Origin of the sequence: Bradyrhizobium sp. S3.12.5, assembly GCF_040548225.1 — a bacterium.
Taxonomy (GTDB): Bacteria; Pseudomonadota; Alphaproteobacteria; order Rhizobiales; family Xanthobacteraceae; genus Bradyrhizobium; species Bradyrhizobium cytisi.
Genome location: NZ_JBEPRF010000025.1, coordinates 80,989 through 96,643 on the forward strand (window position 1 = coordinate 80,989; position 15,655 = coordinate 96,643).

13 protein-coding genes are annotated in these 15,655 nt (G+C 63.6%); 9 read left to right on the forward strand and 4 right to left on the reverse strand.

Annotated elements, in window-relative coordinates:
- Positions 1-23: 23 nt before the first annotated feature.
- From murJ to ABIC09_RS30225, 4 genes are all read left to right on the forward strand, one after another.
- Positions 24-1,550 carry a murein biosynthesis integral membrane protein MurJ gene (murJ, locus tag ABIC09_RS30210; RefSeq protein WP_354111543.1) on the forward strand — a complete coding sequence of 509 codons (1,527 nt, stop codon included), beginning with the start codon at positions 24-26 and terminating at the stop codon, positions 1,548-1,550.
- Between the two features lie 251 nt (positions 1,551-1,801).
- Positions 1,802-2,206, forward strand: a complete 405-nt coding sequence (locus tag ABIC09_RS30215) for a YjiS-like domain-containing protein (protein WP_354111544.1) — start codon at positions 1,802-1,804, stop codon at positions 2,204-2,206.
- A 287-nt stretch (positions 2,207-2,493) separates the two neighbouring features.
- The gene (locus tag ABIC09_RS30220; RefSeq protein ID WP_148751562.1) at positions 2,494-3,534 is read left to right on the forward strand and encodes a glycosyltransferase family 2 protein; all 1,041 of its coding nucleotides are present in this window, start codon (positions 2,494-2,496) and stop codon (positions 3,532-3,534) included.
- Complete coding sequence (locus ABIC09_RS30225; RefSeq protein ID WP_148751288.1) at positions 3,534-4,136, forward strand: class I SAM-dependent methyltransferase; 603 nt, start codon at positions 3,534-3,536, stop codon at positions 4,134-4,136. The genes ABIC09_RS30220 and ABIC09_RS30225 overlap by 1 nt, the downstream gene beginning before the upstream one ends.
- 25 nt (positions 4,137-4,161) lie before the next feature.
- Here ABIC09_RS30225 and ABIC09_RS30230 read toward each other — a convergent pair whose 3' ends face one another.
- A complete protein-coding gene (locus tag ABIC09_RS30230) occupies positions 4,162-5,703 on the reverse strand; it encodes a glycosyltransferase family protein (protein ID WP_354111545.1) in 1,542 nt (513 codons plus the stop codon).
- Positions 5,704-5,978: 275 nt separating this feature from the next.
- Here ABIC09_RS30230 and ABIC09_RS30235 point away from each other — a divergent pair, with 275 nt between their 5' ends.
- The 3 genes from ABIC09_RS30235 (at position 5,979) to ABIC09_RS30245 (ending at position 10,479) form a co-directional block, all read left to right on the forward strand.
- Complete coding sequence (locus ABIC09_RS30235) at positions 5,979-8,288, forward strand: xanthine dehydrogenase family protein molybdopterin-binding subunit (RefSeq protein ID WP_354111546.1); 2,310 nt, start codon at positions 5,979-5,981, stop codon at positions 8,286-8,288.
- A gap of 111 nt (positions 8,289-8,399) precedes the next feature.
- Positions 8,400-8,849 (forward strand): cytochrome c, encoded by a 450-nt coding sequence (locus tag ABIC09_RS30240; RefSeq protein WP_354111547.1) that lies wholly within the window; start codon positions 8,400-8,402, stop codon positions 8,847-8,849.
- A 346-nt stretch (positions 8,850-9,195) separates the two neighbouring features.
- Positions 9,196-10,479, forward strand: coding sequence for a cystathionine gamma-synthase family protein (locus ABIC09_RS30245; protein WP_354111548.1), 1,284 nt, complete (start codon positions 9,196-9,198; stop codon positions 10,477-10,479).
- Positions 10,480-10,587: 108 nt separating this feature from the next.
- Here ABIC09_RS30245 and ABIC09_RS30250 read toward each other — a convergent pair whose 3' ends face one another.
- Complete coding sequence (locus tag ABIC09_RS30250; RefSeq protein ID WP_148751292.1) at positions 10,588-11,007, reverse strand: CHRD domain-containing protein; 420 nt, start codon at positions 11,005-11,007, stop codon at positions 10,588-10,590.
- A gap of 153 nt (positions 11,008-11,160) precedes the next feature.
- On the opposite strand from ABIC09_RS30250, the gene ABIC09_RS30255 reads away from it, so the two are divergent.
- A complete protein-coding gene (locus ABIC09_RS30255; protein WP_354111549.1) occupies positions 11,161-12,087 on the forward strand; it encodes a c-type cytochrome in 927 nt (308 codons plus the stop codon).
- Here ABIC09_RS30255 and ABIC09_RS30260 read toward each other — a convergent pair.
- Both ABIC09_RS30260 and ABIC09_RS30265 read right to left on the reverse strand, forming a co-directional pair.
- Positions 12,084-12,329, reverse strand: a complete 246-nt coding sequence (locus ABIC09_RS30260; protein ID WP_354111550.1) for an Lrp/AsnC ligand binding domain-containing protein — start codon at positions 12,327-12,329, stop codon at positions 12,084-12,086. The genes ABIC09_RS30255 and ABIC09_RS30260 overlap by 4 nt on opposite strands.
- A gap of 114 nt (positions 12,330-12,443) precedes the next feature.
- Positions 12,444-14,423 carry an ATP-binding protein gene (locus ABIC09_RS30265; RefSeq protein ID WP_354111551.1) on the reverse strand — a complete coding sequence of 660 codons (1,980 nt, stop codon included), beginning with the start codon at positions 14,421-14,423 and terminating at the stop codon, positions 12,444-12,446.
- 280 nt (positions 14,424-14,703) lie between these two features.
- On the opposite strand from ABIC09_RS30265, the gene thiD reads away from it, so the two are divergent.
- Entirely contained in the window at positions 14,704-15,504 is an 801-nt protein-coding gene (thiD, locus tag ABIC09_RS30270; protein ID WP_354111552.1) for a bifunctional hydroxymethylpyrimidine kinase/phosphomethylpyrimidine kinase, read from the forward strand.
- The last annotated feature ends 151 nt before the right edge of the window (positions 15,505-15,655 follow it).

The window sequence follows — 15,655 nt, forward strand, 5'->3', positions numbered from 1 at the left end:
GTCTCTTCCTCTAAAACAGACGCATGCTCAGACGCATCTTCACGGTCGGTGGTTATACGCTGCTCTCGCGGCTGACGGGATTTGCCCGCGATATCATGCTCGCGGCGATCCTCGGCGCCGGCCCCGTGGCCGACGCCTTTTTCGTGGCGCTGCGGCTGCCCAATCATTTCCGCGCGATCTTTGCCGAAGGCGCCTTCAATGCCGCCTGGGTGCCGGCCTATGCCCATGTCCATGGCGAGCGCGGGGAGGGGGCGGCGCGGCTGTTCGCCGACCGCATCTTCACGCTGCTGCTGGCCTCGCAGGTTGTGCTGCTGACCGTCGCCTGGCTGTTCATGCCGCAGGCCATGAGCATTCTGGCGCCCGGCTTCGGCGATGATGCCGAACAGCGCAAGCTCGCGATCGAGCTGACCCGGATCACCTTTCCCTATCTGCTGCTGATCACGCTGGTGACGCTCTATGGCGGCATGCTCAACGTGATGCAGCGCTTTGCCAGCGCAGCCGCCGCGTCGATCTTCCTCAACGTCGCGATGATGATGACGCTGGCGCTCGCCGCCTGGTTTCCGACCGCGGGCCACGCAGCCGCCTGGGGCGTCCTGATTTCCGGCTTCCTGCAATATTTCCTGCTCGCAGGCGACCTCGCCCGCCATGGCGGCCTGCCGCGCTTCGCGCCGCTCAAGCTCGACGAAGACGTCCGCGGCTTCTTCAGGGCACTGGGACCCGCGACGCTGGGCTCGATGGGCACGCAGGTCGCGCTGTTCGCCGACACCATCATCGCGACCTTCCTGCCGGCGGGCGCGCTGTCGGCGCTCTACTACGCCGACCGTCTCAATCAATTGCCGATCGGCGTCATCGGCATCGCGATCGGCACGGTGCTGCTGCCGGAGATGTCGCGGCGGATCACGGCCAACGACCATGACGGCGCGATGAAGGCGCAGCGCCGCGCGTTCGACTTCACGCTGCTGTTCTCGGTGCCGTTCGTCGCCGCGTTCCTCACCGTGCCCGACGAGATCATGCGCGCGCTGTTCGCCCGCGGCGCGTTCTCCAGGGACGATGCGGTTGCCGCAGGCAGCACGCTCGCAGCCTATGCCATCGGCCTGATCCCGTTCGTGCTGATCCGCAGCGCGGTCGCGACCTTCTATGCGCGCAAGGATACCGCGACGCCGGTGCGCGCCTCGCTGTCGGGTATCGCGGTCAACGTCGCGCTGAAACTCGCTTTGATGGGATCGTTCGCCCAGATCGGCCTGGCGCTGGCAACCGCAATCGGGGTCTGGACCAATCTGCTGCTGGTGCTGTTCTTCGCCGTGCGCCGCGGCTTTCTCGTGCTGGACCGCGCCTGGCTGTCGTCGCTCGCCAAATTCCTGCTGACCGGAATAATCCTCGCCGCCGCCTTCTGGCTGATCGCGCGCTTTGGCGGTTCTGCGCTGGGTGCGCTGCGCTTCCGGGACGAAGTGATGTTGGTCCTGCTGGCCGTCGGAGGCACCATCGTCTATGCGCTCGCGATCCTCGTGCTGTTCGGCCGCAGCTGGCTGGTTTCGCTGGTGCGTGGCTAGCTCGCCTCCAGGGTGCAGCCGGCCTCTGCACATCTCTTGATTTCACGCGATTGCCGTGCTATGAGCAGCCCATGATCAAATGGTCGCGCAAAGTCAACTTCTCGCACATGACCCGCTTCGGCTGGGCCGTGGAAGGAGTCGCGCGCTAGGAATTCGTCGACGACATCTTTTCCACCAGGCCCCGCCGGCATCGGACGGGGCCTTTTGTTTGGCCACGCTCCCTGCCGGCACCACCACACCAGGAGCGTCCGATGCCACCCCAATTGACGAACACCTCACCCGGGATTGAGGGCGACGCCGCGAGGCGCGGCCTCACCCTAACGATCTTGTCGGCGAAGAGCGCAGTCGACCAGGCGTTGGCAGCGCGCCTCAAGGCGTCCGCTGCGGCGCTGGACGACGCTTTGCGGGATAAGGATGCTGCCGGACCAGCGGGCGCATCGACGCCAAGCGTCCCGGGCTTGCTCAGGCGATATTGGCTGGCGTTTCAGGAGCGGCGGCGGCGCCGGAGCCTGCGCGTCAACTTGCACGAGTTGAGTGACAGGGAGCTGATGGACATCGGCTTGACGCGCGGTCAAATCGACTACCTCACACCTCAGCGAGCGATCGATACGCTGAGGGATAGCACGATCTATCTCTGGAGCCGCCGTGGGATGTAGCGGATTTACCGCCAGAGGCGGACATGCGTTTTGAGAGCAAGCAGCGGCTAGCACGGCTGCTTGTTCTCACATGCCGTTGCATCGCGACACAACGTTTAGATAGCGCCTAAACATTTGATTAATTTAGCCACGGCGGCTTCGACGAATCGAACCTCTGTGGCTCCATAAATTGATGAACAATTAACCGGGCCTCATTGATTATCGCACCCAGCACTTCGCACCGATTCATTGCCGGACAGGCTGCCAAACCCATGGAAATTCAGGACGGGACGCCACGCCCCGGCAGGATGTTTCTGTCCATCGTTGTACCCTGCTACAACGAAGAGGAAGGCTTGCGCGAATTCCACCATCAGATGACGGCCGCGGCGCGCGCGCTGTGCGGTCAACGGTTCGAGCTGATCCTGGTCGATGACGGCTCGACCGACAACACCTGGAAGCTGATCAACCAACTCTCGGCGGAAGACCGCAACGTGGTCGCGGTAAGGCTCTCCCGCAACCACGGACATCAACTGGCGCTGACGGCGGGGCTTTCCACTGTGCGCGGTGACCTCGTGCTTGTCATCGACGCCGACCTGCAGGACCCGCCGGAACTGCTGACACCGATGTACGAGATGATGGCGCGGGAAAGCGCCGACGTCGTCTACGGCCTGCGACGCAGTCGCGCCGGCGAAACCCGCTTCAAGAGGAAATCGGCCGAGGCCTTCTATCGCCTCCTCGCCCGGATCACCCGCGTCCACATCCCCGTGGATACGGGCGACTTCCGCCTGATGAGCCGCCGCATCTCCGACCAGCTGGTGCAGATGCCGGAGCACGATCGTTTCATCCGCGGGATGGTGGCCTGGCTCGGCTACAAGCAGGTCGCCTACGAATACGACCGCAATCCGCGTTATGCCGGCAGCACCAAATATCCGCTGGCAAAGATGATCGGCTTTGCGGCGGACGCACTGGTCAGTTTCTCGATGGTGCCGCTGCGGATTGCGACCTATGTCGGCGCGCTCCTGACCACCGTCCTCACTTTTGTCGGTATCGGTGCCGTCATCAGCTGGATCTTTTCAGGCACCGTGCCGGGATGGACCAGCCTGACCCTGCTGGTCGTGATGATCTCCTCGGTCCAGCTCCTCGTGCTCGGGCTGATCGGCGAATATGTCGGTCGCATCTACATTCAATCGAAGAACCGTCCGCTGTTCGTGATCTCGCACATTCACCGGCGCGGACGGCTGCCGCACAGCGCGACCGACGGCCGGGACGATCAGGAAACGGCGCCGTTGATGACGTTGCTGGCCCAGTCGGAATCGAACAGGCGCAGCGAAATATATGAGGCCTCCTGATGAAGGCGATGATCCTGAGCCATCCCGTCCTCTATCAGGCCTATCAGGCTGCCGGCGGCTTCTTCGGCGCGCGGGTCAAGGCGATCGCGGATTACCTGACCATGCGGCCGGGCATGCGGGTGATCGACATCGGGTGCGGACCGGGTCATATCCTGCAATATCTGCCCGAAGGCACCAACTATAACGGCTTCGACATCGACGAAACCTATATCGCCTACGCGAAGCGATCGTTCGGCCATCTCGGCACCTTTCATTGCCGTTATTTCGATGCCGCCGCCGCCCGGGAATTCGCCGGCGCAGACCTCGTCATGATGAACGGCGTCTTGCACCATATCGGCGACGAAGATCTGAGGTCCACGCTCGCCAACATCCGCGACGTCCTGAGAGACGACGGCGTCCTGTTTACGACCGATCCCTGCTATCGCGAAGGCCAGTCGCCGATCGCGAAATGGCTGCTCGACAACGACCGCGGCGAGTTCATCCGCGATCAGGACGGCTACTCCAGGGTGCTCGGCAACGCGTTTGCGAGGGTGAAGCTCGCCATCCGAGAAGACTTGTCGCGCCTGCCCTATACATTCGCCATCGGCGTCGCACAGAAATAGCGGCCGGCGCGCCGGCTAACACGGATCATTCAGTCCGGCGCAGGATGTCGATCCCCTCGACGGATCGTACCAGCGAATACGGTTTGAGAAGTTGCGACAGTTCGGCATCGGCGCGCACCCAGTCCCCCCATCCGTCGCGCAGATTGTCAACCAGGACGATGTCGGGCGGCAATTTCCTGAAATCCTCGATCAACCATTTGCGCTCGAGCGCCAGATAGTCGTTCAGCCGGGCGGCCGTCGCGGCGTCGACCGAGGTCTTTTCGCGCGTCAGCCGCCCGAATACCCTAAGCCACAGATTCTCCTGACGAGAAACCCAGACGCCGCCGACATCCCGCACCAGCGGGTGACCAATGGCGGCCTCGCCGCTCAGCACGAGGATCCGCGGATGCGGCATGAGACCCTCGATGGCTTCCCTGACCGGCCCGACATAGACTTTGCCGTTGAACCATTGCGCGCCGAACAAGAAGGTCGCGGCCAGGATCAGCGGCGCCGTCAGGCCAAGGCGGCGGCGCGACGGCGCGTCGCCCGCGACCAGCAGCGCGTATCCCATCGCGAGCATGGCGACCGCCACCATCGGATAGGAATGATAGGCCCAGCCGCGCCGCTGCAGGAAAAACGAGATCGCAAAGCCGCCAGCGGCAAGAACAGCCGCAACCAGCAGCGAGTCGGGCGTTCGTCCCCACGTCGTCAACAGCACCGACAGCATTGCGACGGCGAAGAGCAGCGAGGCCGCATTCAGGAAGATGACGGAGAGCGGCATCGACCAGGACAGATACGTATCGCGCACCAGCGGATAGGTCACCGTGAAATATTCGGGATAGAGGAGGTAGGTGCCGATACTGACGCTGGCTACCAGCACGCCCGCGATGATGTTTTCCGGCGCAAGCAACACAAGCCACGAACGCGCGCGAACGGCGCTCGCCAGCATGCACAACGCCACCGGCACAGCGAAGAACGGCTTGAAGGCGAGCGTGATCCCGGCTCCCGAGCCGGCAATCAGGATCGCCCACAGCGGAACCGAAACGCGACCGCTGCGCAGTGCATAAACCGCGAGCGCAGGCAGGAAGGTCAGCGTAGCCATATGTTCGCGCTGGCCGAACACGTGCATTGGCAAGAGGGTCACGACGGCCGCGGCCCAGACCGCGAACGGTCCCCAGTTCGCCTGAGCCCATGCCGGCGACAGCCGCACGATCCGCGACACGGCATAGAGCGAAGCTACCGCCAGCAGCAGAAGCTGAACATCGATGACGTGTCTCGGATCGACGTCGAGCAGGCGGCCCAGCGCAACGCCGGGGAGATAGGCAAACGCCGCCATCGGCGGATTGATCTCGATAATATCGCCGTAGAGGTGCTGGCCATCCAGCATGCGCTCGCCGACCACGAGCAACCAGCTGACGTCGGTATTCAGCGGAACGAACTCCCGCATCAGGAGTGCGAGCCCAAACACGGCGCCGATCAGCAGCCAGGGCGTCGGGGCCGACCGTTCGCGGTCATGCGGGCTGACATGCGCCTGGCGGGAAACGTCTGCGATCTTCGAACTGCTCTCCGAACTGCTCTCCAAACTCATGGGCCTATCCTGCGAGGAAACGCAGCCACGCTACCCGAGGTGCGTTAACGAGTGACTTTCGCGGCAAACTACAGCGCGGTCGGAGTGCCTGAAGGGTTCGATGGCAATTTTGGGGCTTGATTGAACGAACGTAGGGCGTGGAAAGCCCTGGAAGGCACACTGCTGCACGATCTCCAAGGATGCCACTTATGGGGGCGAATTCCTAAAGCCATTTGCGCTCTCCCTCGTTCCACGGCAATATGGTTCGCAAAACAACCATAGGACGGGACAAGACAATGGCGGCTCCCATCAAGTTCGGCGTTGGCCAAAGCGTGCTGCGCAAGGAGGACGACGCGCTGATTCGCGGCAAGGGCCGCTATACCGACGATTACGCGCCGCAGGCCGCGCTTCGCTGCCTGATGCTGCGCTCGCCGCATGCGCACGCCAAATTCACCATCGATGCGGCCCGCGCCCGCACCCTTCCCGGGGTGGCGCTGATCCTGACCGCCGCCGAGGTTGCGGATCTCGGCAATCTGCCCTGCCTGTTCAATCTCGAGACCGATCCCTTCACCGGCCCGCCTTACCCGATCCTTGCCAAGGACGAGGTGCGCCATGTCGGCGATTCCGTCGCCTTCGTCGTCGCCGAGACCATCGATCAGGCCCGCGACGCGATCGAGGCGATCGAGGTCAAATGGTCGCCGCTGCCATCGGTGACCGGCCTCGTCAACGCCGTCAAGAAGGGCGCGCCGCAGGTCTGGCCGGACAAGCCCGGCAACGTGCTGTTCGATGTCTCGATCGGCGACAAGGCCGCCACTGAAGCTGCGTTCGCCAAGGCGCATACGGTCGCCGAGATCTCCATCGTCAATCCGCGCGTGGTCGCGAGCTTCATGGAGACGCGCGCGGCGGTCTGCGAATACGACGCCAAGAACGATCATCTCACGCTGACGATCGGCAGCCAGGGCAGCCACCGCCTGCGCGACATCCTGTGTCAGAACGTGCTGAATATCCCGACCGAGAAGATGCGGGTGATCTGCCCCGATGTCGGCGGCGGCTTCGGCACGAAACTGTTTCCCTATCGTGAATACGCCCTGGTGGCGGTTGCGGCGCGCAAGCTGAAGAAGGCGGTGAAGTGGTCGGCCGACCGCTCCGAGCACTTCATGGGCGATGCGCAGGGGCGTGACAACGTCACCACCGCGAAGATGGCGCTGGCCGAGGACGGCAAGTTCCTCGCGATGGATTGCGACCTGATGGGCGACATGGGCGCCTATCTCTCGACCTTCGGGCCCTACATTCCGCACGGCGGCGCCGGCATGCTGCCGGGCCTCTATGACATCCGGGCTTTCCACTGCCGGGTGCGCACCGTCTTCACCAACAGCGTGCCGGTCGATGCCTACCGCGGCGCGGGCCGCCCTGAAGCGGCCTATGTGATCGAGCGCCTGGTCGATGCCTGTGCGCGAAAACTCGATATGACGCCGGATGCGATCCGCCGCAAGAATTTCATCCAGCCGAAGGCGCTGCCCTACAAGACCGCAACCGGCAAGGTCTACGATTCCGGCGACTTCGCCGCGCACCTGAAGCGCGCGATGGAGATCGCCGACTGGAAGGAGTTTCCCAAGCGCGCCAAGCTCGCCAAGAAGCACGGCCTGATCCGCGGCATCGGGCTTGCGAGCTATGTCGAGGTCTGCGGCGTGATGGGGGAAGAAACCGCCAATGTGCGGCTCGACCCCAATGGCGACGTCACCGTCTTGATCGGCACCCAATCAAGCGGGCAGGGCCACCAGACGGCTTACGCGCAGATCGTCGCCGAACAGTTCGGCTTGCCGCCGGAGCGCGTGCACGTCCGTCAGGGCGACACCGCCGAGATTGCGACCGGCCTCGGTACAGGCGGTTCGGCCTCGATTCCCACAGGGGGCGTCTGCGTCGAGCGCGCCTCGAGCGAGCTAGGCAACAAGCTGAAGGAGTTCGCCGCGCAAGCACTGGAAGCGAGCGTCGGCGACCTTGAAATCACCGACGGCGTGATCCGCATCGCCGGTACCGACCGCTCGATCTCGTTTGCCGATTTGGCCAAGCGGCCCGGCGCCGATCCATCGAAGTTGAACGGCAGCGCGACCTTTGCCAGCGCTGACGGCACCTATCCCAACGGCACGCATCTGGCGGAGGTCGAGATCGATCCTGCCACCGGCATCATCAAAATCGTCAACTATGTGATCGTCGACGATTTCGGCAAGACGCTCAATCCGCTGCTGCTTGCGGGGCAGGTGCATGGCGGTGCCATGCAGGGCATCGGCCAAGCGCTGATGGAGCAGGTGATCTACGGCGCGGGTGACGGCCAGCTCATCACTGCCACCTACATGGATTACGCGCTGCCGCGGGCGGCCGACGGCCCGTCCTTCGTGTTCGAGACCGCCAACGTCCCCTGCACCACCAATCCGATGGGTGTGAAGGGCGCGGGCGAGGCCGGCGCGATCGGCTCCTGTCCGGCGGTCGTCAACGCCATCGTCGATGGGCTCTGGCGCGAATACAAGATCGACCACATCGACATGCCGGCGACACCGGAACGTGTTTGGATCGCGATCAACGAGCATCATCGTCGCCATAGCCTGTAAAGCTTGGCCCCCGCGGCGGGAATAATCGGCCGCCGCCGGGTTCTAACCATGAATGACCTTCCCCAAGCCGAGCTTCCCCCAAAGCGACGTGCGAGCCGGAGAAACAAGCCGATGAAGCGAATTTTGATTGTCGCGGGCACCCTCATTCTGGGTGCGGGCGCCGTCATGGCCCAGCAGGAGATTGCCGTCCAGCAGGACAACCTGATGCGCTCGCAGGCCAAGAGCATGTACGGCGTGATCCTCAAGATGACGAAGGGCGAAATCCCCTACGATCAGAAGGCCGTCGACGCGGCGATCGCCAGTCTCGAGGCCGACGTCGCCAAGATCGCAAAGACCTTCGAGGTCAATCCCAAGCAGGACGTGGTCAACGCAACTTACGGTGCTTCGCCCAAGGTCTGGCAGAACAAGGTCGATTTCGACTCCAAGATCCCGCCGGTGCAGAAGGCGATCGCCGAGGTCAAGGGCAAGATCACCGATGTGGCGAGCCTGAAGGCCGCCTACACTGCGATGAATGATCGCTGCACCGACTGTCACGAGACGTATCGGCTGAAGCTGAAGTAGAGCGGCGCGGGCGCGTCACTACAAGTTCGGTGTCATCGCCCGCCTTGTGCGCACTTGCGCACTGCGGCGGGCGATCCAGTACGCCGAGGCGGTTCGGGGAACGTTGATGTCTCTAGAATACTGGATTCCCCGCTTTCGCGGGGAATGACAGCAGTGGGTGAGGCTTCGCAATCGCGTTCATGCTGCTGCATCACCGGCGCGCAGCTCATCACCAAATTCTCCTCTCATGGCCTGACGGATCGCCGTCAGAGTGGTTATGTTTGCTCGCGCCGCTGCAGCGTTGATGCCTCACGATGTCTGGAGTTCCAACGCGCGGCGCGGATCTCGAGCAACAGCGAGGCAGGCCATGGTCAAACCGTTCCCGTCGAAAACCCATATCGGCAACCATATGCTGCATCCGGAAACGCTGATGCTGACCTATGGCTATGATCCGCAGCTGTCGGAAGGCGCCATCAAGCCGCCGGTGTTCTTGACCTCGACCTTCGTGTTCAGGACGGCCGAGGACGGGCAGGATTTCTTCGATTTTGTCGCGGGCCGGCGCGAGCCGCCGGAGGGCATGGGCGCAGGCCTGGTCTATTCGCGCTTCAACCATCCCAACAGCGAGATCGTCGAGGACAGGCTCGCCATCTATGAGCGCACCGAGAGCTGTGTCCTGTTCTCATCCGGCATGGCGGCGATCGCGACCACGATCCTGGCTTTCATACGCCCTGGCGATGTCATCCTGCACTCCCAGCCGCTCTATGGCGGGACGGAAACCCTGTTGACGAACACGCTTTCGCGTCTTGCGATCGGCGCAGTCGGCTTTGCCGACGGCATCGATGAATCGGCGGTCGGCCAGGCTGCGGAGGAGGCCATGCGCAAGGGCCGGGTCGCGATGATCCTGATCGAAACGCCGGCCAACCCGACCAATGGCCTGGTCGACGTCGCGATGATGCGCCGCGTCGCCGAGACCATTGGAAAGGCCCAGGGCCACACGCCGATCATCGCCTGCGACAACACGCTGCTCGGCCCGGTGTTTCAGCGGCCGATCGAGCATGGCGCGGATATTTCGCTGTACTCGCTGACCAAATATGTCGGCGGTCATTCCGACCTGATCGCGGGCGCGGCGCTCGGCTCGAAGGCGATCATGAAAAGCATCAAGGCGCTGCGCGGCGCGATCGGCACCCAGCTCGATCCGCATTCCTGCTGGATGATCAACCGCTCGCTCGAGACCTTGAGCCTGCGCATGGAGAAGGCCAACAGTAACGCGCGCCTCGTCGCGGACTATCTGCGCGACCACGCCAAGGTCGCCAAGGTCCACTATCTCGGTCATCACGACGAGGCCTCGCCGGCCGGACAAGTGTTCGCGCGGCAGTGTCTCGGCGCGGGATCGACATTCTCGTTCGACATCGTCGGCGGCCAGGCGGCGGCGGAGAAATTTCTCAACGGCTTGCAGATCTTCAAGCTCGCGGTCAGCCTTGGCGGAACGGAGTCGCTGGCGAGCCTGCCGGCGACGATGACCCATTCCGGCGTGCCCGCCGACATCCGCCATAAGATTGGCGTTCTGGATTCCACGATCCGGCTCTCGATCGGCATCGAGCACCCGTCGGACCTGATCGCGGATCTCACGCAGGCGCTGAGCGCTGCGTAGGGACAGGCATGCTGTGAGCAAGCGTCCCGTCTGACACGCTCAGCCGGAATCGAAAAGGCCGGACGCGCAACTGGCGCCCGGCCCCCGCGGAAAAAATTGCAACAAAACTTACTTGGTCACCTGGCCGCGGATTTCGCCGCCCGGGTTGGCCGCGGTGTGAATGTTGACGTAGAGCTTGCCGGCGAGCAGATCGGAGGCCTGCGCGTCGGTCAACGTCGCCGAGCCCTCAGCCGGGCTGTTGGCAGCACCCGGGATCGGCACCGCGACGCCGGCATTCTTGCCGGCCTCGGCGGGGCCATGGAAATGGGCGGCGGTGGCGGGGCCGGAGAGGCCGGAATAGCTCAGCTTCCAGGACAGCTTCTTGGTGGCGGCGTCATAGTCGAGATCGGCCGTGCCGGTGCCGCTGCTGGTGGTGGCGGGCACTTCGGACTTGCCGTCCAGCGTCGCCTTCAGTTTCTCCGCGCTGGCCGAGCCTGCGAATGCGACGGCGGCTCCGAGCGCCAGCGTGGCAAAAAGCGCTTTGTTCATGGGTCTCTCCCTGTTGACGCCTGATTGCGGTCAACTTGCAAACAGTGCGGTTCCGACTTTATTCCCGGATTCCGATCAAACCATCTAAATTATTCGTGGCTGGAGCGGCTGCGGGATGATCCGTAAATTCGCCGGAGCTCGATGGGATCCTCAATGCCGCGACGAATAATTTCTGTCATTTTGATTGCTGCTGTTGCAGCACTTGTCGTCTACTGGTGGCTGACCGCGCCGACCGCTTTGGCCTTGCCGGCGCCGATGCGCGGGCGTGATCTCGCCAATGGGCAGGAGCTGTTCAATGCCGGCGGCTGCTCGTCCTGCCATGCCGTGCCCAACCAGCCCGATCGCCTGCGGCTTGGCGGTGGCCTGGCGCTGGGCTCGCCGTTCGGAACGTTCTATGCCCCGAATATTTCGCCCGATGCCGCCGACGGCATCGGCCGCTGGAGCGAGGCCGATTTCGTCAATGCGGTGATGCGCGGCATCTCGCCTGCGGGTACGCACTACTTCCCGGCATTTCCCTACACGTCCTATCACATCGTCAAAGTCGACGACGTTCGCGATCTCTTTGCCTATCTGAAGACGCTGCCGCCGGTGTCCGGCCGGGTGCGCGACCACGATTTGCCATTTCCCTTCAACATCCGCCGCAATGTCGGCATCTGGAAATTGCTGTTCATGGAGGTCAGGCCGTTCATGCCGGATGCAGCGCGATCCGCACAATGGAATCGCGGCGCCTATCTCGTGAACGGTTTTGGCCATTGCGCCGAATGCCACAGTCCGCGCAACTTTCTCGGCGGCGTCATCACTTCGCAGCGCTTCGCCGGCGGCCCCAATCCCGAAGGCGAGGGCTGGGTGCCGAACATCACGCAGAAGGGTATTGGCGGCTGGAGCGAGAAAGATATTGCCGACTTCTTAGAGACCGGCGACATGCCCGAAGGCGACAGCGCATCGGGCTCGATGCGGCCGGTGATCAAGAACCTCGCGCAGTTGACACCGGAGGATCGCGCCGCGATGGCGGCGTATCTGAAGTCGTTGCCGCCGGTCGACGGTCCGACGCCGCCCAAACGCAAGGAGGCTGGCGGTTAGTTGGTGCCGAACGCCTTGAAGGTGATGATGGTGAGCGTGTCCTGGATGCCGGGCAGCACCTGCACCTTCTCGTTGATGAAGTGGCCGATGTCGGTGTCGTTGTCGACATAGAACTTCACCAGCAAATCGTAATGGCCGGCTGTCGAGTAGATCTCGGAGGCGATCTCGGCTTCGGCAAGCGCATTGGCGACCGTATAGGACTGGCCGAGCTTGCATTTGATCTGGACGAAAAAGGGAACCATTGCAGTCACTCCGAAGGCGTATCTTGCCGGCTAATAGGCCAAAACCGGCCGGATTTAGCAAGCGGACTTGCGGCCTGCGGGGACAAGCCGCCCGCGCGCAAATACGGTTTTGCCCTACGAAGTCACCGTCACCGCGGCGAAGGCGTCCCTGAGCCGCTGGGCGAGCTCGGCCTTGCGATAGGGCTTGGTCAGGACCACTGCGTCGGCTTGCGCGCGGCCCTGCTCGACCAGGGTCTCCAGCGCATAGCCCGAGGTGAACAGCACGGGCAGGCCCGGCCGAATCCGCCGGGCCTGGTCGGCGAGCTCCCAGCCGCTCATTCCGCCGGGCATGACGATATCGGTGAACAGCATGTCGATGCCGGGGTCGGCGCGCAGCCGCTGCAGGGCATCCTGGCCGTTGACGGCGGCGACGACGCCATAGCCGAGCGCCTCCACCCTTTGGATCACCGAGGAGCGCACGAACGGATCGTCTTCCGCGATCAGGATCTTCTCGTGCCCGCGCGGCGCGACGTCCTCGCTTTCCCGCGCATCGGCCAACGATTGTCCGGCACCGGCACGCGGCAGGTAGATCCGAATCGTCGTTCCCAGGCCCTGTTCGCTATAGATCGAGACGTGACCGTCGGACTGCCTGGCGAAGCCATAGACCATGCTCAGCCCGAGCCCTGACCCCTTGCCGACCTCCTTGGTGGTGAAGAATGGTTCGAATGCGCGCTCGATCACCTCGGGCGTCATGCCTTCGCCGTCATCAGTGACGGAAATCAGCGCGTAGGCGCCCGACGCCACTTCCGGGTGCAGGGCACGATAGTCCTCGTCGATCGCGGCCAGTTCCGTGCTCAACGTCAGGTGTCCGCCTGATGGCATCGCGTCCTGCGCATTCAGCGCAAGGTTCAGCACGGCGGATTCGAGCTGGGCGCGGTCCGCAAAGGCCAAGATCGTGCCGGGCCCGAAGGCTGTCTTGATCTCGATGTTCTCGCGCAAGGTGCGCTTGAGCAGCTTGAGCATGGACCCGAGCAGCTCGCGGCAATCGACCGTCTGCGGCTGGAGCAATTGGCGGCGACTGAACGCGAGCAGCCGCTGCGTCAGCTCTGCGCCGCGTTCGCCGGACTCGCAGATGTCATCGGCGAATTGCCGCAAATCGGGCCGCGTCTTGAGCTGCTCGCTGAGATGCTCGGCGTTGCCAATGATCACGGTCAGGAGATTGTTGAAGTCGTGCGCGATGCCGCCGGAGAGCTGGCCGACCGTCTCCATCTTCTGCGCCTGCTGAAGCTGCTGCTCGGTCAGCTTGCGCGCGGTCAGATCGTGGATGATGCCGACATGGATCAGATCGCCGTCCTGCCACGCCTGGCCCACCGACAGATCCATCGGGAAGGTCGATCCGTCCTTGCGCAGGCCGGCGGCTTCGCCGGTCGCGAAGCGCCGCGCATGACCGGTGGATGAGGGCCTCTCCTGGTTGGACATCAGCATGCCGATGTCGAGATTCATGACCTCGGCGGCGTGATAGCCGAACAGCCGTTCGCAGGCGGGATTGAACAGGAGAATGCGGGCTTGCGCGTCGAACAGGATGACACCGTCGACGGCGGTCTCGACGACCGCGGTGAGACGCGTCACGCTTTCGCGCATCGCGCGCTGGGCGTCTCCGACCTGCCGCAGCAGCAGCGTCGCGTCCCGGCTCTTGATCTCCTCCTCCTCGAGCGCAGCCTGAACCTTCTGCAGCTCAAACGGGGAGGGGATGGTCAGGATTTTCGGCAAGAGCGGCCAAAGTGCACCGGCGGTGAAGATGGAGGCCGCAGCCGTGACCGCCTTGACCAGGCCCTCGATGCCGTAGATCGGGACCCAGAGCGTGTAGATCGACAGCACATGGGTCAGGCCGCAGGCCATGATGAAGATCGCGAACGCCCAGTAGACCCAGCCGAATTGGAGGTCTCGCCGCTTGGTGACGAGAATGGTGAGAGCGAACGGGATCGAGAAATAGGCGGCGGCTATGATGGCATCGGAGACGACGTGGAGCCAGATCAGCTCAGGTTCCCACAACAGGCAGATGCCGTGCGGTGAGAACATCGAGGAGTCGAGGATGCGTTCGAAGTAGGCCCACATGATACAGTCCCGAGAGGGTTGCAGGCCGGGGGCGGCCCGCAACATGGCATCGCCAGCGAATCGATCAATCTTTCACTGATTTGGATGGACCCGCCAAGGCCGGGCGATGACTAGGTCTTATTTGTCCGGATGTGCACGTTTCCGGGACGACGATACTGCGTGGCACCGCGCGTGCACGATTCGCGGCTTGCTGGTGCTCCGAGCGCGCGGTAGGAGAAGCCATGACTTCGAAATGCCTGACTTTGAAACGCCTGGCTTCGAAAACCCGGAAAACCGCCCGATGACCACGCCCGTGGCGCTCACCATCGCCGGCTCGGATTCGAGCGCCGGCGCCGGCATTCAGGCCGACCTGAAGACCTTTGCCGCGCTCGGCGTCTACGGCGCATCCGCGATCACGGCGCTGACGGCGCAGAACACCAAAGGTCTCACCGGCATTCACGCGGTATCCGCGGCGTTCGTCACCGCGCAGATCGATGCGGTGCTCTCCGATCTCGACGTCGGCGCGGTGAAGATCGGCATGGTGGCGCAGGCCGAGACTATCGATGTGATCGCCTCTGCGCTGGCGCGCTGGAAGCCTCGCAATATCGTGCTCGATCCCGTGATGGTCGCAACCTCCGGCGACCGCCTGCTGGCGTCCGAAGCCGTCGAGGCCCTGCGCAAGAAGCTGATTCCGCTGGCCTCGGTCGTTACGCCAAATCTGCCCGAGGCCGCCGCTCTGCTCGACGGGCCGCTTGCGCGAAGCGAAGCCGAGATCGAGAGTCAGGGCCGCCGCCTGCTCGCGCTCGGCTGCCACGCTGTCCTGATCAAGGGCGGGCACGGCGAGGGCGCCGAGAGCATCGACTATCTCGTCGATGCCGGAAACACGATTGCGCTTGCCGCGCCGCGCGTCGCCACGAAGAACACCCATGGCACCGGCTGCTCGCTCTCGTCGGCGATTGCGGCGGGTCTCGCCAAGGGCGAGACCCTGGAGCAGGCGGTGCGCAACGCCAAGGCCTGGATCAGTGTTGCGATTGAAGCTGCCGACCGCTTCAGCGTCGGTCACGGCCACGGGCCGATCCATCATTTCCACAAGTTTTACTGACGCCGGCTGCGAGCTGCGTGTCGGCCCCGCCGTTAACCAGCAGGACCAGGGTGTTCCGGGCTTTTGCGGGCAACCAATGCCGCCTCATGTCGCCTGATTGTCGCATGCGACTGATATTCGCGGGGAGGGCGAGGCGAGGTTTGATTCGTAG

Coding starts and splice junctions, on each gene's coding strand:
- ABIC09_RS30215 (WP_354111544.1), top strand. CDS start 1,802: ATGCCACCCCAATTGACGAACACCTCACCCGGGATTGAGGGCGACGCC.
- ABIC09_RS30250 (WP_148751292.1), bottom strand. CDS start 11,007: ATGAACAAAGCGCTTTTTGCCACGCTGGCGCTCGGAGCCGCCGTCGCA.
- ABIC09_RS30240 (WP_354111547.1), top strand. CDS start 8,400: ATGAAGCGAATTTTGATTGTCGCGGGCACCCTCATTCTGGGTGCGGGC.
- ABIC09_RS30260 (WP_354111550.1), bottom strand. CDS start 12,329: ATGGTTCCCTTTTTCGTCCAGATCAAATGCAAGCTCGGCCAGTCCTAT.
- ABIC09_RS30220 (WP_148751562.1), top strand. CDS start 2,494: ATGTTTCTGTCCATCGTTGTACCCTGCTACAACGAAGAGGAAGGCTTG.
- ABIC09_RS30235 (WP_354111546.1), top strand. CDS start 5,979: ATGGCGGCTCCCATCAAGTTCGGCGTTGGCCAAAGCGTGCTGCGCAAG.
- ABIC09_RS30255 (WP_354111549.1), top strand. CDS start 11,161: ATGCCGCGACGAATAATTTCTGTCATTTTGATTGCTGCTGTTGCAGCA.
- ABIC09_RS30230 (WP_354111545.1), bottom strand. CDS start 5,703: ATGAGTTTGGAGAGCAGTTCGGAGAGCAGTTCGAAGATCGCAGACGTT.
- thiD (WP_354111552.1), top strand. CDS start 14,704: ATGACCACGCCCGTGGCGCTCACCATCGCCGGCTCGGATTCGAGCGCC.
- ABIC09_RS30225 (WP_148751288.1), top strand. CDS start 3,534: ATGAAGGCGATGATCCTGAGCCATCCCGTCCTCTATCAGGCCTATCAG.
- murJ (WP_354111543.1), top strand. CDS start 24: ATGCTCAGACGCATCTTCACGGTCGGTGGTTATACGCTGCTCTCGCGG.
- ABIC09_RS30245 (WP_354111548.1), top strand. CDS start 9,196: ATGGTCAAACCGTTCCCGTCGAAAACCCATATCGGCAACCATATGCTG.
- ABIC09_RS30265 (WP_354111551.1), bottom strand. CDS start 14,423: ATGTGGGCCTACTTCGAACGCATCCTCGACTCCTCGATGTTCTCACCG.